We start from the raw sequence: 19,820 nt of genomic DNA on the forward strand, positions 1-19,820 counted from the left end.
CGAAGCCCGCCCTGCGCGGGCTTTCTTTTTCAGCCGCCGCTGACAGGAGACATCGATGGAATTTCTGCAGACGATCAAGGGTCGGATTCCCGACTACGCCAAGGACATCCGCCTGAACCTGGATGGCACGATCTCGCGCTCCTCGCTGGAGGGCAATGATGCCGTGGGCGTCGCGCTGGCGGCCGCATTTGCCGCGAAGAGCAAGGTGCTGACCGACGCCATCCGCAATGCCGGGGTCCTATCGCCCGAGGAGGTGAACGGCGCGCTGACCGCCGCCGCCCTCATGGGCATGAATAACGTCTGGTATCCGTACATCGAGATGGCCGACGATTCCGACCTCGCCCAGCAGAAGGCGGAATTGCGCATGAACGCCTACGCCAACAACGGCGGCGTCGACAAGCGCAGGTTCGAGATGTACGCCCTGGCCGCGTCCATCATCGGCAAATGCCATTTCTGCATTAAATCGCACTACGACTTGCTGAAGAATCACCAGGGCATGAGCGCGCAGCAATTGCGCGATGTCGGCCGCATTGCGGCTGTCATCAACGCGGCAGCGCAAGTCATCGCGGCCGAATAGCCGCACCAGTTCAGCAAACGAAAACGGCAGCCCGCATCGCTCCGGTGCTGCCGCTTGCCTTGGCACGATAACGATGCCAAGTCAGTCCTGATCGGCCCCTTCCGCACGATAGATCAGCACCACCGCCTGCGCGACGATGCCCTCCTCCTTGCCTTCGAAGCCGAGCTTCTCGTTGGTCTTGGCCTTGACGTTGCACCGTTCGGGCGCGATGCCGAGGTCTTCCGCAAGATTTGCCACCATGCCCGGCACGTGTGGCGCGAGCTTCGGCTTCTGCGCGATGACGGTGGCGTCGACATTGCCGATCGCATAACCGGCCTTGTGCACGCGGCGCACGGCTTCGCGCAGCAGCATGCGGCTGTCGGCGCCGGCAAAGGCCGGATCGGTGTCGGGAAAATGCCGGCCGATGTCGCCCAGCCCGGCGGCGCCGAACAGCGCATCGGTAATTGCATGCAGCAGCGCATCGGCGTCGGAGTGGCCGAGCAGCCCGCGTGTGTGCGGAATCTCCACGCCACCCAGGATCAGCTTGCGCCCCTCTACCAATGCATGCACGTCATAGCCCTGGCCAATGCGAATGTCCATCCAGTTCATGCTTGCGATGCCTCGTTGGGTTGTGCGCGCTGCGCGAGGATGGCCTCGGCGAGCGCGAAATCGTCGGGATACGTCACCTTGAAGTTGCGCAGCGCCCCCGGAACAAGCAGCGGCGGGTGGCCGGCGGCTTCAATGGCGCTGGCTTCATCGGTGACGATGCGATGTTGCAAGAGCGCTTCCCGCAAGGCGCGCTCCAGCAGCCCGAGCGGGAACATCTGCGGCGTCTGCGCTTGCCAAAGGCCATCGCGCGGCACGGTGGCGTTGATGTGCTGAGCCGCATCGGCACGTTTGAGCGTGTCGGCCACGGGCAGCGCAAGGATGCCCCCCGCAGCTTGCGTGCCATCTGCCTCTACCGCCGCGACCAAACGAGCGATCAGGGCAGGCGTCAGGCCCGGGCGCGCTGCGTCATGCACGAGCACCCAATCGTCGTCGTGCGCCCCCAGGCCACGCAACGCCGCCAACCCGTGCGTGACGGATGCGTGGCGCGAGTCGCCACCGCAATCGACCTCCACCAGCTTGGGCGCGTCGAAACCGCCGTCGGGAAAGCGCTGTACGAGCGGCTGTGCGCCGGGCGTCGTCACCACCAGCACGGTATCGATTTCGGGGCTGGCCAGGAACGCCTGCGCGGTATGCCAGAGCATCGGCCGCCCGGCAATCACCTGATATTGCTTGGGCAGATCGCCGCCGGCGCGCGAGCCGGTGCCGGCCGAGGGAATCAGCGCAAAACGGCGTCGGCCAGGGTGGGAAATCGACATGACAGGCGGGAAAGTGAACGTGGGCGCAGCATTTGCGTGGGTTTTGGCTCGCCCAAGCGCGCGGCTGGCGCGGATTTTATAATAGCGGTCTGCATCACGACACCCCGCCTGCATATGCCGGCGGGGTGTCGTGTTTTGTCTTGCAGTCGTGCCCTACACAACCTCTCGCCTCATGTCCGATTTTTCGCTCTCCGCCCTGCCCGCCGTCAAACCGGGCTCGCGCTTCGTCTTCAGCGGCCTGCAGGGTGCGGCAGATGCCCTGCTGCTGGCGCGCTACCTGGAGCAGCATCGCGCCGCCGTGCCGATGCTGGCGGTGGTCTGCGCCAATGCCGTCGATGCCCAGCGCCTGGCGGAAGAGTTGCGCTGGTTTGCACCGCAGGCGCGTGTGAAGCTGCTGCCGGACTGGGAAACGCTGCCCTATGACAATTTCTCGCCGCACCAGGATCTGATCTCCGAACGGCTGGCGACGCTGCATGACCTGCAGAACGGTGCGTGCGACATCCTGCTCGTACCGGCTTCCACGGCGCTGCAACGCGTGGCGCCGCCATCGTTCCTGGCTGCCTACACGTTCTTCTTCAAGAAGGGCGAAAAGCTGGACGAGGCTGCGCTGAAAGCGCAATTCACCCTGGCCGGCTACGAGCACGTCAGCGCCGTGATGCGCCCGGGCGAATACTCCGTGCGCGGCGGCCTGATCGACCTGTTCCCGATGGGCTCGCCGCTGCCGTATCGGCTTGACCTGTTCGGCGACGAGATCGAGACCATCCGTTCGTTCGACCCGGACACGCAGCGCAGCCTCTACCCCGTCAACGAAGTCCGTCTGCTGCCGGGCCGCGAGTTTCCGATGGACGAGGCGTCGCGCACCGCCTTCCGCGGGCGCTGGCGCGAGGTGTTCGAAGGTGACCCGACGCGCTCGCCCATCTACAAGGACATCGGCAACGGCGTGCCGAGCGCCGGCATCGAGTATTACCTGCCGCTGTTCTTTGAAGAGACCGCGACGCTGTTCGACTACCTGCCGGGCGCCACACACCTCGCCTTCGTCGGCGACATCGAAGGCGCGGTGCGACGCTTCTGGGCCGACACCACGCAGCGCTACAACTTCATGCGCCACGACCGCGAGCGGCCGTTGCTGCAGCCGTCGGCGCTGTATCTGGATGAAGAGGCGTTCTTCGTTGCCGCCAAGCCGCACGCACGTCTGGTGTTGCGCGCGGAGCCCGGCGATGCACCGCTTTCGCTGCCGTTGCCGAACGTGGCCGTCAACCGCCGCGCGGAAGACCCGCTGGTCAATCTCGAATCGTTCCTGATGCGCAGCAATTGCCGCGTGATGATCTGCGCCGAATCCGCAGGCCGCCGCGAAACGCTTGCGCAAATGCTGGCCGCCAGCGGCCTCCACCCCGAAGGCGTCGCGGACTTCGCCGACCTGATGAGCGGCGATGCCAAGTTCGTGCTCGGCGTGGCTCCGCTTTACCAGGGTTTCATCCTCGGCGACGAACGCGTCGCGCTCATCACCGAGACTGAGCTGTACGCGCAAACCGTGCGTCGCGCAGGTCGCCGCAAGCAGGAACAGGCCACCGCCGTCGATTCGATGGTGCGCGATCTGGCCGAGTTGAAGATCGGCGACCCGGTGGTGCACAGCGAACACGGCATCGGCCGCTACCAGGGCCTGGTGTCCATCGACATGGGCAATGGCGAAGAAGAGTTCCTGCACCTCGACTACGACAAGGGCAGCAAGCTCTACGTGCCGGTGCATCAGTTGCACGTGATCTCGCGCTACTCAGGCTCCGATCCGGAAACCGCGCCGCTGCATTCGCTCGGCTCCGGCCAATGGGAAAAGGCCAAGCGCAAGGCGGCGCAGCAGATTCGCGATACGGCCGCCGAGCTTCTGAACCTGTACGCGCGGCGCGCATTGCGCCAGGGCTTCGCGTTCCCGCTCACGCCCGAGGACTACGCCACGTTTGCCGAGAGCTTCGGCTTTGAGGAAACTCCCGATCAGGCCGCCGCCATCGCGGCGGTGATCGCCGACATGACGTCGGGCAAGCCGATGGACCGGCTCGTCTGCGGCGACGTCGGCTTCGGCAAGACGGAAGTCGCGCTGCGTGCCGCGTTTGTGGCGGTCATGGGCGGCAAGCAGGTGGCCATCCTGGCGCCGACCACGCTGCTGGCCGAACAGCATTACCAGACGCTGGTCGACCGCTTTGCCGACTGGCCGGTGCGCATTGCCGAGATCTCGCGTTTCAAGAACAAAAAAGAAATCGACGCCGCGATCGAAGCCATCAATGCCGGCACGATCGACATCGTGATCGGCACGCATAAGCTGCTCTCGCCGGACGTGAAGTTCGACCGCCTGGGGCTCGTCATCATCGACGAGGAACACCGCTTTGGGGTGCGCCAGAAAGAAGCGCTCAAGACGCTGCGCGCCGAGGTGGACGTTCTTACGCTCACCGCCACGCCGATCCCACGCACGCTTGGCATGGCGCTGGAAGGCCTGCGCGATTTCTCGGTGATCGCCACCGCGCCGCAAAAGCGGCTGGCCATCAAGACGTTCCTGCGCCGCGAGGAAGACGGCGTGCTGCGCGAGGCCATCCTGCGTGAGTTGAAACGCGGCGGGCAGGTCTACTTCCTGCACAACGAGGTCGAGACCATCGAGAACAAGCGCGCCAAGCTCGAGGAGCTGATCCCGGAAGCGCGCGTGGTGGTCGCCCACGGCCAGATGCACGAGCGCGAGCTGGAGCGCGTGATGCGCGATTTCGTGGCGCAGCGCGCCAACATCCTGCTGTGCACGACGATCATCGAGACCGGTATCGACGTGCCGACCGCCAACACGATCCTGATCCACCGCGCCGACAAATTCGGCCTGGCGCAGTTGCACCAGTTGCGCGGTCGCGTCGGGCGCTCGCACCACCAGGCGTATGCGTACCTGCTGGTGCACGACGTCGACGGCCTTACCAAGCAGGCACAGCGCCGCCTTGAAGCCATTCAGCAGATGGAAGAACTCGGTGCGGGCTTCTACCTGGCGATGCACGATCTGGAAATACGCGGCGCCGGGGAGGTGCTGGGCGACAAGCAATCGGGCGAGATTTCGGAGATCGGCTTCCAGCTCTACACCGACATGCTCAACCAGGCGGTGAAGTCGCTCAAGGCCGGCAAGGAACCCGACCTGATGGCGCCGCTCGCGGCCACGACCGAGATCAACCTCGGCACGCCGGCCCTGCTGCCGCAAGACTATTGCGGCGACGTGCAGGAACGCCTGTCGCTGTACAAGCGTCTGGCCAATTGCGAAAGCAGCGAGACGATCGACAATATCCAGGAGGAGCTGATCGACCGTTTCGGCAAGCTGCCGCCGCAGGCACAATCGCTCATCGAAACGCACCGGCTGCGCATTGCCGCCGCGCCGCTGGGTATCCGCAAGATCGACACCGGCGCAAACGCGGTCACGCTGCAGTTCATACCGAACCCGCCTGTCGACGCCATCAAGATCATCGATCTCGTGCAGAAGAACCGGCAGATCAAGCTGGCGGGGCAGGATCGCCTGCGCATCGAAAACATTCCGGCCGAATTCGCCGCGCTGACGCAGACCATCCGTCATGCCATGCGGCAATTGGCGTGATCCGGTAGCATCCGCCGATCAGAACAAGGACACCATCATGAGCACCGCCGTCACCCCGTTCTCCACCCTCGACTGGACAACCAAGCTCGTCAGTTTCGACACCACCAGCCGCGGCTCCAACCTGGCCCTGATCGAGACTGTGCGCGACTACCTGCGCGGCGTCGGTCTCGAATCGCATCTGTCGCATAACGACGATGGCAACAAGGCCAACCTGTTCGCCACGATTCCGGCAGCGGACGGCAGCGTGCAAGGCGGCATCGTGCTGTCGGGCCATACCGATGTGGTGCCGGTGGATGGCCAGAAATGGGACAGCAACCCGTTTGCGCCGGAAGTGCGCGACGGCAAGCTCTACGGACGCGGCACGTGCGATATGAAAGGGTTCATTGCCGCGTCGCTGGCGCTGGTGCCGTCCCTGCTGCAGGCCAGGCTGCGCGAGCCTGTGCACCTTGCGCTGTCATACGACGAGGAAGTCGGCTGCGTAGGCGCGCCGCGCATGATCGAAGATCTGATCGCCCGCGGCATCAAGCCCGCCGGGTGCATCGTGGGCGAGCCCACCTCCATGCGCCCGATCGTCGCGCACAAGGGCATCAACGCCTACCGCTGCCGGGTGCATGGCCGCGCCGCGCATTCGTCGCTCACGCCGCAGGGCGTCAATGCCATCGAATACGCCGCGCGCATCATCTGTTTCGTGCGTGACTTGGCCGATGAATTTCGCGCCAAGGGCCCGTTCGATGAGGCGTTTGACGTGCCGTTCACCACGGCATCGACGGGCCTCATCAACGGCGGCATTGCGCTGAATACGATCCCCGCGCTGTGCGAGCTGGTGTTTGAATTCCGCAACCTGCCAGGCGTGGATGCGCCGGCCATCCGCGCGCGCGTCGAGCGCTACGTGCGCGAAACCATCGAGCCCGCCATGCAGCGGGAGCATCCTGACGCCCACATCGAACTCGACGAGATTGCCGCTGCGCCTTCGCTGGACGCATCGGAGCAAGCCGCCATCACACAGCTGGTGCGTGTGCTGACCGAAGATAACGACAAGCGTAAGGTCGCCTACGGCACGGAAGCCGGCCTCTTCCAGCGCGCCGGCATTCCGGCCGTACTGTGCGGCCCGGGCAACATCGAACAAGCGCACAAGGCCAACGAGTACGTCGAACTCGCCCAGCTCGACGCCTGCGACCGTTTCCTCGCCAAGGTGGCGCGCAGCCTGATGGTCGAAACCGCGTCCGCCTAACGCCTACACAGCAACGCCTCACCTTTTGGTGGGGCGCATTCTCTCCGGGGCGTTCGCTACAATGTTGGGCTTCCCCGGCGCCGAACTGCTCGCTCCCCCGCTCCCATCACTCCATGCCCGTCATTCTGCAAAGCCCGTCGCCGCTGTCCACCGGCGACATTGAATCCGTCCGCAGCCTGTTCGGCAGCGCCACCTACGAGATGCGTGCCCCCAACGTCGCGGCCATCGAATGGGTGCACGAACTGCCCAGCGAATTACGCGTCCAGCTTGATGCCATCTGCGCCCACCTGAAGATGGACTACGCATGGATTCCCGACGAATGGACGTTCGGCGATTTCCGCGTGCTGGCGATGGACATGGATTCCACGCTGATCACGATCGAGTGCATCGACGAAATCGCAGACTTCTGCGGGCTGAAGCCGCAAGTGGCGGCCATCACCGAAGCGTCGATGCGGGGCGAGATCAAGGATTTCAACGAGAGCCTGACCCGTCGCGTCGAACTGCTCAAGGGCCTGGATGCGAGCGTGCTGGAGCGGGTCTACGCGGAGCGCCTGCAGCTCTCCCTTGGCGCGGAAAAGATGCTCAAGGCCGTGCAGGCACTGGGCATTCGCACGCTGCTGGTGTCGGGCGGGTTCGAATTCTTCACGTCGCGCCTGCAGGAGCGTCTGGGCCTGGACCGCACGCGCGCCAACACGCTGGAGATTGTCGACGGCAAACTGACCGGCCGCGTGCTCGGCGAGATCGTCAATGCGGATGTGAAGGCGCAGACGCTCAAGGGCTTCTGCCAGGAACTGGGCGTGTCGCCGCATAACGCCATCGCCATGGGCGACGGCTCGAACGATCTGAAGATGATGGGCGTGGCGGGCCTGTCGGTCGCGTTCCGCGCCAAGCCCATCGTGCAGGCACAGGCCGACGTGGCGTTCAACGTTGTCGGCCTGGATGGGTTGTTGAATCTGTTTCCGCAGCAATAAGCCGCGATGGCGACCCGCCCGCCTGCCCGCAGAAAACTCGCACCGGTGGTGCGAGAAACGGTAGATGCGCAGGATTACGCAGCCCTGCTCACCGAGATCAGGGCGCGCATCCAGGCTGCGCAATATGCTGCCCTACGGGCGGTCAACAAAGAACTGGTGGGCCTGTATTGGGACATCGGCCAACTGATCGTGGCGCGGCAGCAAACCGAGGGTTGGGGCAAAGCGGTCGTGCAGCAGCTCGCCACAGACCTGCAGGCGAGCTTCCCCGGCACGGGCGGCTTTTCAGCATCCAACCTGTGGCGGATGAAGGGCTTCTTCGAGACGTACTGCGACGCGGCAAAACTCGCACCACTGGTGCGAGAAATTGGCTGGAGCCATAACCTGCTCATTCTTGAGCGCTGCAAAGACGCTCAAGAACGCGAGTTCTACTTGCGCATGACCCGCAAATTCGGCTGGTCGAAGAACGTTCTGGCACATCAGATCGATAACCAGAGCTACGAAAAATCGCTCCTGGGCCAGACCAATTTCGACCAGGCGCTGACGCCGGCCCTCCGCGCGCAAGCCAAGTTGGCGGTCAGAGATGAATACGCCTTCGATTTTCTCGAACTCGGCGACCGGCACAGTGAGCGGGAGCTGGAGCGTGCACTCATCACCCGCATCGAAGACTTCCTGCGCGCAATGGGCGGCATGTTCGCCTTCCTGGGGAGCCAGTACCGGCTTGAAGTCGACGGCGACGAGTATTTCATCGACCTGCTTCTATTCCACCGCCGTTTGCGCTCCCTAGTCGCCATCGAACTGAAAATCGGCAAATTCGAGCCCGAGTTCGTCGGCAAGATGCAGTTCTACCTGGCGGCTCTCGACGAACAGGTCCGCCAGGACGACGAAAATCCATCCATCGGCATCATTCTGTGCAAGGAAAAGAAGCGCACCATCGTCGAATACGCGCTGCGCGACGCAAGGAAACCGATTGGTGTGGCGACCTACGCCATCACCAAGAGCTTGCCGAAGGAGCTCCAAGGTCAATTGCCATCGCCTGAAGCCATTGCGCGCCTGCTTGAAACGCTGTAGCCACGACCATTGAAAACGGGGCGTCACGATCAACTCGCACGCCCCGTCATCACCGCCTTCTGAAGCCCGAACGGTCAAGCCCCCAGGTGCGTTTCCATCGCCTGCTTCAAATCCGCAATCAAATCACGCGGATCTTCCAGCCCGATATACAGCCGCACGAAACCGCCCACATTCTCCCAGTCGGCCGGCGGCCAAGCGGTCGCCGTGCGCATCGACGGAATGTTGTACGGCAACGCCAGGCTGTGGGCCCCGCCCCACGAAAAACCGATCGCAAAGTAGCGCAGGCCTTCAATGAAGGCGTCGATCTGCGCCTGCGAGTAGCGCTCGTGCAGCACGATCGAGAACAACCCGCTCGCGCCGGTAAAGTCGCGTTTCCAGTTTTCATGGCCCGGACAATCCGGCAGCGCCGGGTGCAGCACGCGCACGACTTCCGGCCGATCCGCCAGCCATTCGGCCACTTCGCGGGCATGCGCGTCGTGCGCCGCCAAGCGCGTGGGCAGGCTCGGCAGGCCACGTAGCACGAAATAGCAATCGTCCGCCGAAACGCCCCAGCCCATGCGCATCCGCGTGGCCAGCAGCTTGTGGTGCAGCGCTTCGTCACTCGTGATGGCGGCACCCATGAGCACGTCGCTGCCGCCCGATTGGTACTTGGTCAGCGCTTGCACGGAGATGTCGATACCGTGCTCGAAAGGCTGGTAATACACGCCTCCACTCCACGTGTTGTCGATTGCCGTAATGGCGCCGGCCTTGCGCGCCACCTCGGCGATGGCCGTGCAATCGGGCACCTCCATGGTCACCGAACCCGGCGCTTCGAGCCACACGAGTTTGGTGTTGTGACGGATCAGGTCGGCAATGCCGGCGCCGATCATCGGATCGTAATAGCGCACGGTAATGCCGAACTGGCGCGCCATCCATTCGCCGTGGTCGCGGTTCGGGCCATAGGCGTTGTCCGGAATCAGCACGTCGTCGCCGGATTTGATAAGCGTGAAGTACACCAGCGAAATCGCCGCCAGCCCGGAAGGCAGCAGCAGCGTGTGCGAACCGCCCTCGATCTGCGCAAGGGCCTGGCACAGCGTGTCGGAAGTTGGCGTGGCATGCAGGCCATAGCGCCAGTGCACCACGCTGCCGCTGCCGAAGGCGCGCATATCGGCAAGATTCTTGAACACCACGGTCGACGCACGATGCGTGGCATGCGAGAACGCTGCAAAGCCCGGCGGGATCTGCAATTCCGGGTGTACCGCCTGGGTCGCGGGAAACATGGGCGGGAGCTTGGTGTCGTCGTTCACGTAGTTTCCTGTTTGATGGCGTATGAGCGATTTCGGGTGGCTTACCAGTGCGCGCTGGATCGTGTTGGTTTGCCGGCTGGCGGTGCGATCTGGCCCGGCCCGGCCGGAACCAGCGGCGTCATTGGCGTGGCTGGCGTCGCCGCATTGCTGTTGGCTGCCGCATCGTACGGCGGAATCACGACCACCGCGACAGGCCGCAGCACGAACGGCAGCGTATGGCCGTCGTGGGCGACGTCCGTCCACGTACCGCGCACAATGCCGTGGCCGTCGATGGCGCCTTCCCAGGTGCCGGTGACGTGCGTGCCGTCATCGGACTCCTCCATGAGAAAGCCGCCGTTTTCATATTCGCCGGTCACCAGGCGCACGCCCGCCGCATTGCCCGGGACGTATTCGCCGTGGACGCTGTCAATTTCACCGGCCTTGCGACCAAGACGCATGCGGATCGGCATGTCGCCGATCACGCCGGCATAGACGGGATATTTTGCGTAGTCGGGCTGCGGTTGCAGCACGTGCAACGGCGACGTCTGAGCCGAGAACGCGTTGTCGCCCTTCCTGGCCTGAGCGCGGCGCTTGTCGCCATCGGCAACGGCGCGGTTCAGGCCCAGGTCGCCTGGCTGCACGTTGGTGCTGCCGGTCGACACGTCGTAGCCGTTGTTGGCGGCCGGCGTCTGGGCAGACACCGGCGCCACGCCTGCGGCCAGCACCAGCGCAAGCAACGCGCCGGTTGGCCGAATCAGGCGTTCAATCGAGAAAATGCGTTCAGATGCGCTCGAACACCGCCGCAATGCCCTGTCCTCCACCGATACACATGGTCACCAGCGCGTAGCGACCGCCGATGCGCTGCAGCTCGTGCAACGCCTTGACCGTGATCAGGGCACCCGTTGCGCCGATCGGGTGGCCGAGCGAAATGCCCGAACCGTTCGGGTTGACCTTGGCCGGGTCCAGGCCGAGTTCCTTCGTCACCGCGCAAGCCTGGGCGGCAAATGCCTCGTTGGCTTCGATCACATCCAGATCCTTGACCGACAGGCCTGCCCGCTCCAGCGCCTTGCGCGTGGCCGGCACCGGACCGATGCCCATGATCTTCGGATCGACGCCAGCGTGGCCGTACGACACCAGCCGCGCCAGCGGCTTGAGGCCGCGCTTTTCGGCCACCGAACGCTCCATCAGCACCAGCGCCGCGCCTGCATCGTTGAGGCCCGAAGCGTTGCCCGCCGTCACCGTACCGTTTTCTTTCGTGAAGACCGGCTTGAGCTTGGTCATGTCGTCGATGGTCGCGTCGTGGCGGACGTGCTCATCGGTATCGAACTGGATATCGCCCTTGCGCGACTTGATCGTCACCGGAACGATCTGGTCCTTGAAGTAGCCGGCCTGCATGGCACGCGATGCACGCTGGTGGGACTCCAGCGCGGTCTGATCTTGCTGCTCGCGGCTGATGCCGAATTCGCGGGCGACGTTTTCCGCCGTCACACCCATGTGGATCGTGTGGAACGGGTCGTGCAGCGCGCCGAGCATCATGTCGACCATCTTGGCGTCGCCCATGCGCGAACCCCAACGGGCGGCAGGCGCCAGGTACGGCGCGCGGCTCATGCTTTCCGCGCCGCCGGCAATGGCGATATCGGCATCGCCCAGCAGCACGGTTTGCGCTGCGCTCACCACGGCCTGGAGGCCAGAGCCGCACAGGCGGTTGACGTTGAATGCGGGCGTTTCGGCCGACACCCCGCCGTTGACTGCGGCCACACGCGAGAGATACATGTCGCGCGGCTCGGTGTTGATCACGTGGCCAAACACCACGTGGCCGACGTCCTCGCCCTTCACGCCGGCGCGGGCCAGCGCCTCGCGCACGACGAGCGCGCCCAGTTCGCACGGCGCCACATCCTTCAAGCTGCCGCCAAACGTCCCGATTGCGGTACGAACGCCGCTGACCACCACCACTTCACGTGCCATTGCTGTCTCCTGAGCCATCGAAATTGGATGGCGGCCAGTATAAACGCACGACCGTTCGCAAAATTTAGGTACGACTACCTAAGTGGGTCAGACTTCGCCCCACAGGTCGTGGCCATCTGCGCCGGTAATCTTGACCGACACGAAATCGCCCGCCTTGTAGCGCTTGTACGGCTTCGACGGCGGCGCGATATAGACGAGGCCGTCAATCTCCGGGGCATCCGCCGATGAACGGCCGATGCCGCCGTCCTGATTCACTTCGTCCACAAGCACGCGCAGCGACTTGCCAACCTTGCGCTGCAGACGGCGCGCAGACACGCGCTCGGCGACTTCCATGAAACGCGCACGGCGCTCCTCGCGCACCTCGTCGGGCAACGCGCCCGGCAGGTCGTTGGCGGTGGCGCCCTCGACCGGCGAATACGCGAAGCAGCCCACGCGGTCCAGTTCGGCCTCGGCAATGAAGTCGAGCAGCGTTTGGAACTCTTCCTCCGTTTCACCCGGGAAACCCGCGATGAACGTGCTGCGGATGGTCAGCTCCGGGCACACCTCGCGCCAGGCGCGGATGCGGTCCAGCGTCTTCTCGGCGTTGGCGGGGCGCTTCATGCGCTTGAGCACGTCCGGGTGGGCGTGCTGCAGCGGCACGTCCAGATAGGGAAGGACCTTGCCCTCAGCCATCAGGGGCATCACCTCATCCACGCTCGGATAGGGGTAGACGTAGTGCAGGCGCACCCAGGCGCCGTACTGCGACGCCAATTCGCCGAGCGCGCCCACCAGCTCGGTCATGCGCGTCTTCAGCGGGCGGCCGTTCCAGAAGCCCATGCGGAATTTGACATCGACGCCATAAGCGCTGGTGTCCTGCGAGATGACGAGCAGTTCCTTCACGCCGGCCTTCAGCAGGTTTTCCGCCTCCAGCATCACTTCGGCCACCGGGCGCGAAACGAGATCGCCGCGCATCGACGGGATGATGCAGAAGCTGCACCGGTGGTTGCAGCCCTCGGAAATCTTCAGATACGCGTAGTGCTTCGGCGTGAGCTTGATGCCCTGTGGCGGCACAAGGTCAATGAACGGGTCGTGCGGCTTGGGCAGGTGCGTGTGCACTGCCTCCATCACCTCGCCCAGCGCATGCGGCCCGGTCACAGCCAGCACCTTCGGGTGCACGCTGGTGATGATGTCCTGGCCGGCAGCGTCCTTTTTGGCACCCAGGCAGCCGGTCACGATCACCTTGCCGTTCTCGGCCAGCGCCTCGCCAATCGCATCCAGGCTTTCCTGCACGGCCTCGTCGATGAAGCCGCAGGTGTTGACGACCACCAGGTCCGCTCCGCCGTACGTGCCGGAAATCTCATACCCCTCCGCGCGCAGTTGGGTGATGATCTGCTCGGAATCGACCAAGGCCTTGGGACAACCGAGACTGACGAACCCCACCTTGGGGCTCTGGGTACTGACGTCGGACATGGGAACAACCTGATGTGGGAGAGGATTTGCGCTGCGCACGTGGGGTGTGCCGCGCGGTTGCATATTTTAACCGTTCGCCGCGCCTGGGCGGCCAAGCCGAAGCTGCATCTGTTCAATCACGCGCTCGATTTCCAGCGCGTCCTGCAGCCTGCGAATGGCATCATGCAGCTCTGCGGCCTGCGGCCACGTCCGCTTCAGATAGCTCAGCCACAGTTTGACGCGGCCATGCTCGTGCTTGGCTGAGATGCGCGCATGCAGCTTCTTCAGGTAATCGGCGAGATAGCCGAGCACGATCGGCCACTCCGCCGCGGACGGCGCCTCGTCCATCTGGCCGCGGATGCGCTGGGCCAGGAACGGGTCGGACACGGCGCCACGGCCGATCATCACGTCACTACAGCCGCTGACGGCGCGGCAGCGCTCCCAGTCGGCCACGGTCCAGACTTCGCCGTTGGCGGTGACGGGAATGCTCACAGCGTCGGCGATGCGTGCGATCCAGTCCCAGTGGGCCGGCGGACGGTAGCCGTGATCGCGCGTGCGGGCATGCACGACGAGCGATTCGGCGCCGCCTTCCGCCAGCGCCGTCGCACAGTCAATCGCGCGGGACGTATCGGAAACACCGAGCCGCATCTTGGCCGTCACCGAAATATTGGCCGGCACTGCGGCCCGCACGGCATGCACGATGTCGTACAGCACTTCGGGCGTGGCGAGCAGCATGGCACCGCCGCCGTGGCGGTTCACGACCTTGGCGGGGCAGCCGAAGTTGAGGTCGATGCCATGCGGCGTGAGGGTTGCCGCGTATGCCGCATTGCGGGCCAGCCATTCCGGATCGCTGCCGAGGAGTTGGATGGTCATCGGCGTGCCGCTGGCCGTATAGCCGCCGTTGCGAATCTCGGGCGTCTCACGTTCGTAGGTTCGCGCGGGAAGCAACGAGCCCGTCACGCGGACGAACTCCGATACGCATCCGTCGTAGCCGCCAGCTCGCGTCAGCACGTCGCGCATGACGTAATCGGCAACGCCCTCCATCGGGGCGAGCAAAAGCCGACTCATGGCAAAACGGAAGGCAGCCGGCACGCAGGCCAGGGACGGACATCAAACATGGGGAAACCGGGGCGGGATCGTGATCGTCGGAGAGGCGTACACCTCACCTGAAGGACCGGTATTTTACCTTGCCGCCCTCTCTGGCGTGCGCCCAACAAAAAAGGCGAACCGCCCCGCGATTCGCCTTGTTTTGCCAGCCCGCCGAACTTACTTCTTCTCGGGCGGCTGGTTGAACGGGAACGTCCCGAACATGTTCTTGGCCTGGCTCTGCATCTGCTCCTGCATCTGCACGAACAGGTTTTTGCTCTGCTCGATGTAGTTGCTCATCATGCCTTGCATCATCGGCCCCTGCATGTTCATGAACTGCGACCACATGTCGGGGTTGAACGTGTTGCCACTGTACAGGTCCTTCGAGTTCTCGGCCAGCTTGCTCTGGATGTCGACAAACGCCTGGATGTTCTTTTCCAGGTACGTGCCCATCATGCCCTGCATGGCGTTGCCGTAGAAACGGATGATCTGGGCGAGCATCGCGCCCGAGAACATCGGCACGCCGCCGGTTTCCTCTTCCAGAATGATCTGCAGCAGGATGCTGCGGGTCAGGTCTTCACCGGATTTCGCATCGACGACGCGAAACTCTTCGGTTTCCATCACGAGCTGCTTGACGTCTGCCAGCGTGATGTACGTGCTGGTCTGGGTATCGTAGAGCCGGCGGTTGGGATATTTCTTGATCAGCCGTTCGGTGCCCTTCTTGCTGGTGGCCATCGTGCCTTTCCGTGTTGGCGATGCTGCTGCGGTGCAGCCGATGCAGTGCGAAATGACCGCACCAAGCGATGCAGCAAAATACGCGGTTGCCCGGCTGTTCCGATCTGCGCGTGAATGCTGCATTCAACAGCAGCGCAGATGCATCCGGTTATGATCGGACGCCCCGTGTCTCCCTGCGGAGCGCCTCCGTGGTTGGATTCTATGCGGATCGCCCTGCAAAGAAAAGGCGACCTTCCCCGGTAAAAACCCGCAGCATTTTGATGCGGCTCACGCACTCGAACCGCCGTCCGGGGCAGATGCAAGATGCCTGCTGCAATGCAATCGAGCATCGCAGCATGCACGCAATTCAGGGGAAAAAATGCTGCGCCCATGCTGCAGCATTGCCGCAGCATGGGCGTGGGGCGTCAGCCCATGTGCAGGCCGCCGTTGAGGGAGAAGTCCGCGCCGGTGGAGAAGCCGGATTCTTCAGATGCCAGCCATGCGCAGATCGAGGCAATCTCGGTCGGTTCGCCCAAGCGCTTGACGGGAATCGTGCTGACGATCTTGTCGAGCACATCCTGACGAATGGCCTTCACCATATCGGTCGCAATATAGCCCGGCGACACCGTGTTGACCGTCACGCCCTTGGTCGCGACTTCCTGCGCCAGCGCCATCGTGAAGCCGTGCAGGCCGGCCTTGGCGGTGGAGTAGTTGGTCTGGCCAAACTGGCCCTTCTGGCCATTCACCGACGAGATGTTGATGATTCGGCCCCAGCCGCGATCCGCCATGCCGTCGATGACCTGCTTCGTCACGTTGAACAGCGACGTCAGGTTGGTGTCGATCACCGCATCCCAGTCGGCGCGGGTCATCTTGCGGAAGACCACGTCGCGCGTGATGCCGGCGTTGTTGATCAGGACGTCCACCTCGCCGACTTCGGCCTTCACCTTGTCGAACGCAGCCTTGGTCGACTCCCAGTCACCGACGTTGCCTTCGGACGGCACGAAATCGAAACCAAGCGCCTTCTGTTGTTCCAGCCATTTCGCCTTGCGCGGCGAGTTCGGGCCGCAGCCTGCGACAACAGTGAAGCCGTCGCGCGCCAAGCGCTGGCAAATCGCCGTTCCGATACCGCCCATGCCACCGGTGACGTATGCGATGCGTTTGGTCATGTCCACTCCTAGTCCTTGTTGTTAGAACCGCCCTGCGTCTTTGCCGGGCGGCAGATGCTCAGGTGTCTCCGATTGGCGTGTGCGGCATTCGTTCCGCGTCACGCCAACCTCACTGCAAAAAATTACGGACGCTCAACTGCCAGCGCCACGCCCATGCCGCCGCCGATACACAGCGAGGCCAGGCCCTTCTTCGCATCGCGCTTCTGCATTTCGTGCAGCAGCGTGACCAGGATGCGGCAGCCCGAGGCGCCGATCGGGTGACCGATCGCAATCGCACCACCATTGACGTTGATCTTGGACGTATCCCAGCCCATCTGTTGATGCACGGCCAGCGCCTGAGCGGCGAACGCCTCGTTGATCTCCATCAGGTCCAGATCGCCCACCGACCAACCGGCGCGCGACAGGCAGCGCTTCGATGCCGGCACCGGCCCCATGCCCATGACCTTCGGGTCCAGGCCTGCGCTCGCATATGCACGGATCGTTGCCAGCGGTGTCAAGCCCAGCTCCTTGGCCTTGGCGGCCGACATCACCACGACAGCGGCGGCGCCATCGTTCAGACCAGAGGCGTTGGCCGCCGTCACTGTGCCGGCCTTGTCAAAGGCGGGTTTCAGGCCAGCCATCGACTCGAGCGTGGCGCCATGGCGAACGAATTCATCCTGCGCAAAGGCAATCGGATCGCCCTTGCGCTGCGGGATCAGGATCGGAACGATCTCGTCATTGAACCGGCCCGACTTCTGCGCGGCTTCCGCTTTGTTCTGCGACGCCACGGCAAACTCGTCCTGCGCTTCACGCGTGATGCCGTATTCCTTGGCAACGTTCTCGGCCGTGATGCCCATGTGGTACTGGTTGTAGACGTCCCATAGCCCATCCACAATCATCGAGTCGATCAGCTTGGCATCGCCCATGCGGAAACCGTCGCGCGAGCCCGGCAGGACGTGCGGCGCGGCGGACATGTTTTCCTGGCCGCCAGCCACGACGATCTCGGCATCGCCCGCGATGATGGCGTTGGCGGCCAGCATCACGGCCTTCAGGCCGGAGCCGCACACCTTGTTGATGGTCAGGCCCGGCACCATGTTCGGCAGCCCAGCCTTGATGACGGCCTGGCGCGCCGGGTTCTGCCCCGAACCTGCCGTCAGCACCTGGCCCATGATGACTTCGCTCACCTGGTCCGGCGCAACCTTGGCGCGTGCCAGCGCTTCGCGGATAACGGCCGCGCCAAGCTCAGGCGCAGCAATCTTCGCCAGCGAGCCACCAAACTTGCCCACGGCGGTGCGTACCGCCGATACGATCACAACATCGGTCATTTGCTTACCTTCCACTGTCGAAAGAGGGGTCGTTGGACACCGTCAGCGGCCGAAGCCGCGACGGCAACGGGGGTTCATGCGCGCGATCTTACGCTTTCTGTTTGACGTAGCGGCCAGGCGCCGGCTCGATGGCTGGGTAGTCCGCATTGCCGTAACCCTTGGGTGCAGCTTTCTGCGCACCGGCGTGTGACGCCAGCCAAGTTGACCAATCCGGCCACCAGCTGCCCGGATGCTCCTTCGCACCCTCGAACCACGCATCGGCGGACTCGGGCAGCTTGGCATTGATCCAGTGCGAACGCTTGTTGGCCGCAGGCGGGTTGATGACGCCTGCGATATGTCCCGAAGCGCCCAGGACGAAACGCCGCTTGCCCTTGAGCAGCGGCACCGAGCCATAGGCCGACTTCCACGGCACGATGTGGTCTTCACGCGAGCCGTAGATGTAGACCGGCGCATCAATCTTGCCGAGGTCCACCGGCGTGCCATTCACCTTCAGCTTGCCCGGCGTCTTGAGGTCGTTCTGCAGATACGTATGGCGCAGATACCAGCAGTACCACGGGCCCGGCAGGTTGGTGGAGTCGCCGTTCCAGTACAGCAGATCGAACGGCGCCGGCGTCTTGCCCTTCAGATAGTTCTCGACAACGTAGTTCCAGACCAGATCGTTCGGCCGCAGGAACGAGAACGTGTTTGCCAGCTCCACGCCACGCAGCAGGCCCGGGCCGGTCGGCGCATTGCTGCCGATGGTCTTTTCACGCATTTCCACCTGGGCCTGGTCGACAAACACGTCGAGAATGCCGGTGTCAGTAAAGTCCAGCAGCGTCGTCAGCAGGGTCAGGCTTGCCGCAGGATGCTCGCCGCGTTCAGCCAGCACCGCCAGCGCAGTCGACAGGATCGTTCCGCCCACGCAAAAGCCCAGCACATTGATCTGGTCCTGCGCTGAGATCTCGCGCGCGACACGAATGGCCTCGATCGCGCCGCCTTCGATGTAGTCGTCCCACGTGCGGGACGCCATGCTCGCGTCTGGATTGCGCCACGACACCAGGAACACGGTATTGCCTTGCTCCACCGCATAGCGCACGAGCGAATTGGCCGGCTGCAGATCGAGGATGTAGTACTTGTTGATGCAAGGCGGCACCAGCAGCAGCGGGCGCGCATGCACCTTGGCTGTCAGCGGCTTGTACTGGATGAGCTGGAAGTAGTCGTTCTCGAAAACGACCGCGCCTTCGCTGTTGGCGACGTTGCGGCCGATCTCGAACGCGGTCTCGTCGGTCTGCGAGATCTTTCCGCGCTCCATGTCCTGCAGCATGTTCAGGATACCGGTGCGCAGGGATTCGCCACGCGACTCAATCAACTGCTTCTGTGCTTCAGGGTTGGTCGCCAGGAAGTTGGACGGCGACATGGCGGCCGTCCATTGCGACACGGCAAAACGCACGCGCTCGCGGGTCTTGGCATCTGCCTGCACGGCGTCAGCCATTTCCATCAACGTGCGGGCGTTGAGCACGTAGAACGCAGCCGCGTAGCCGTAGAGCGGGCTCTTGCGCCACGCATCGTTCGAGAAACGGCGATCCGACGGCGCCACGGCCTCGGCGCTTTCGCCGGTGCTCATGTGACGCCAGATCTGGAGCCACTCTTCAAGATACTTCTGCTGGATTTCGGCCAGCCGCTCGTGCGGAATCAGTGCGAACGGAGCCGCGCCCTCGCCCATCGCTGCGCCGTTGAACTGGCCAAGACCAGGCGCCGCGGCGCCGGGTTGCGCGAAGCCGCCCGCAAAGGCTTGCCATTGCTTGAATTGCTCAGCCCACTGCGTAGGGTCCGACAAGCCCTGCCAGGGAGCTTGAGTGTGGGCGCTAGATGCTTTGGATGATGTCGATTGACGCGATGCCATAGTGCCCTCGATCCGACGATATGCGCCGCTCCGGTTGGAACGGCGGCGCAACTCGTAGTATTGCGAGGCATTGTTGCCTTGCCGTTTCAAGGCTGTCAATCGTAGTTACCTGACGATCGAACAGAAACGCCGGCCCAGCGCGGGTCTTGCGGCATTCAACGAAAACGGCGGCCACCAAATGGCTAAGCGCGGCGCCAGGGCTATGGTCCAATTTGC

General features: G+C 63.8%; 16 protein-coding genes. 5 read left to right on the forward strand and 11 right to left on the reverse strand.

All coding sequences use genetic code 11. The features are described from left to right. Positions 1–55: 55 nt before the first annotated feature. Positions 56–577, forward strand: coding sequence for a carboxymuconolactone decarboxylase family protein (locus tag RP6297_RS07580; RefSeq protein ID WP_009240747.1), 522 nt, complete (start codon positions 56–58; stop codon positions 575–577). An 81-nt stretch (positions 578–658) separates the two neighbouring features. Here the strand turns inward: RP6297_RS07580 and ispF are convergent, their stop codons facing one another. After that, positions 659–1,165: a 2-C-methyl-D-erythritol 2,4-cyclodiphosphate synthase gene (gene ispF / locus RP6297_RS07585; protein WP_009240748.1), complete on the reverse strand. Its 507-nt coding sequence runs from the start codon at positions 1,163–1,165 to the stop codon at positions 659–661. Continuing rightward, positions 1,162–1,920, reverse strand: coding sequence for a 2-C-methyl-D-erythritol 4-phosphate cytidylyltransferase (gene ispD / locus RP6297_RS07590; RefSeq protein WP_009240749.1), 759 nt, complete (start codon positions 1,918–1,920; stop codon positions 1,162–1,164). Before ispD ends, ispF begins: the two co-directional genes overlap by 4 nt. A 172-nt stretch (positions 1,921–2,092) precedes the next feature. On the opposite strand from ispD, the gene mfd reads away from it, so the two are divergent. From mfd to RP6297_RS07610, 4 genes are all read left to right on the forward strand, one after another. Continuing rightward, complete coding sequence (gene mfd / locus RP6297_RS07595) at positions 2,093–5,524, forward strand: transcription-repair coupling factor (RefSeq protein WP_009240750.1); 3,432 nt, start codon at positions 2,093–2,095, stop codon at positions 5,522–5,524. 37 nt (positions 5,525–5,561) lie between these two features. Then, entirely contained in the window at positions 5,562–6,755 is a 1,194-nt protein-coding gene (gene argE / locus RP6297_RS07600; protein WP_009240751.1) for an acetylornithine deacetylase, read from the forward strand. A 113-nt stretch (positions 6,756–6,868) separates the two neighbouring features. Next, positions 6,869–7,726: a phosphoserine phosphatase SerB gene (gene serB / locus RP6297_RS07605; protein ID WP_009240752.1), complete on the forward strand. Its 858-nt coding sequence runs from the start codon at positions 6,869–6,871 to the stop codon at positions 7,724–7,726. Between the two features lie 6 nt (positions 7,727–7,732). Then, positions 7,733–8,794, forward strand: coding sequence for a PDDEXK nuclease domain-containing protein (locus RP6297_RS07610; protein ID WP_009240753.1), 1,062 nt, complete (start codon positions 7,733–7,735; stop codon positions 8,792–8,794). Between the two features lie 74 nt (positions 8,795–8,868). On the opposite strand, the gene RP6297_RS07615 is transcribed toward RP6297_RS07610, so the two are convergent. The 9 genes from RP6297_RS07615 to phaC all read right to left on the reverse strand — a co-directional run bounded on the left by RP6297_RS07615 (position 8,869) and on the right by phaC (position 19,604). Next, positions 8,869–10,080, reverse strand: coding sequence for a cystathionine beta-lyase (locus RP6297_RS07615; RefSeq protein WP_009240754.1), 1,212 nt, complete (start codon positions 10,078–10,080; stop codon positions 8,869–8,871). 41 nt (positions 10,081–10,121) lie between these two features. After that, entirely contained in the window at positions 10,122–10,865 is a 744-nt protein-coding gene (locus RP6297_RS07620) for a hypothetical protein (protein ID WP_009240755.1), read from the reverse strand. Continuing rightward, the gene (bktB, locus tag RP6297_RS07625; protein ID WP_009240756.1) at positions 10,840–12,024 is read right to left on the reverse strand and encodes a beta-ketothiolase BktB; all 1,185 of its coding nucleotides are present in this window, start codon (positions 12,022–12,024) and stop codon (positions 10,840–10,842) included. Before bktB ends, RP6297_RS07620 begins: the two co-directional genes overlap by 26 nt. Before the next feature lie 87 nt (positions 12,025–12,111). Next, positions 12,112–13,473, reverse strand: coding sequence for a 30S ribosomal protein S12 methylthiotransferase RimO (gene rimO / locus RP6297_RS07630; protein ID WP_009240757.1), 1,362 nt, complete (start codon positions 13,471–13,473; stop codon positions 12,112–12,114). 66 nt (positions 13,474–13,539) lie between these two features. Then, the gene (locus RP6297_RS07635; RefSeq protein ID WP_037028597.1) at positions 13,540–14,520 is read right to left on the reverse strand and encodes a tRNA dihydrouridine synthase; all 981 of its coding nucleotides are present in this window, start codon (positions 14,518–14,520) and stop codon (positions 13,540–13,542) included. A 198-nt stretch (positions 14,521–14,718) separates the two neighbouring features. After that, positions 14,719–15,273, reverse strand: coding sequence for a polyhydroxyalkanoate synthesis repressor PhaR (gene phaR / locus RP6297_RS07640; RefSeq protein WP_004627096.1), 555 nt, complete (start codon positions 15,271–15,273; stop codon positions 14,719–14,721). Between the two features lie 404 nt (positions 15,274–15,677). Continuing rightward, on the reverse strand, positions 15,678–16,418 hold the full coding sequence (locus RP6297_RS07645; RefSeq protein ID WP_009240759.1) for a 3-ketoacyl-ACP reductase: 741 nt from the start codon (positions 16,416–16,418) through the stop codon (positions 15,678–15,680). A gap of 122 nt (positions 16,419–16,540) precedes the next feature. Continuing rightward, positions 16,541–17,722, reverse strand: coding sequence for an acetyl-CoA C-acetyltransferase (locus RP6297_RS07650; protein ID WP_009240760.1), 1,182 nt, complete (start codon positions 17,720–17,722; stop codon positions 16,541–16,543). A gap of 88 nt (positions 17,723–17,810) precedes the next feature. Further along, positions 17,811–19,604 carry a class I poly(R)-hydroxyalkanoic acid synthase gene (gene phaC / locus RP6297_RS07655; protein ID WP_009240761.1) on the reverse strand — a complete coding sequence of 598 codons (1,794 nt, stop codon included), beginning with the start codon at positions 19,602–19,604 and terminating at the stop codon, positions 17,811–17,813. Positions 19,605–19,820: the final 216 nt, after the last annotated feature.

It is taken from the genome of Ralstonia pickettii, from assembly GCF_016466415.2.
Lineage (GTDB): Bacteria > Pseudomonadota > Gammaproteobacteria > Burkholderiales > Burkholderiaceae > Ralstonia > Ralstonia pickettii.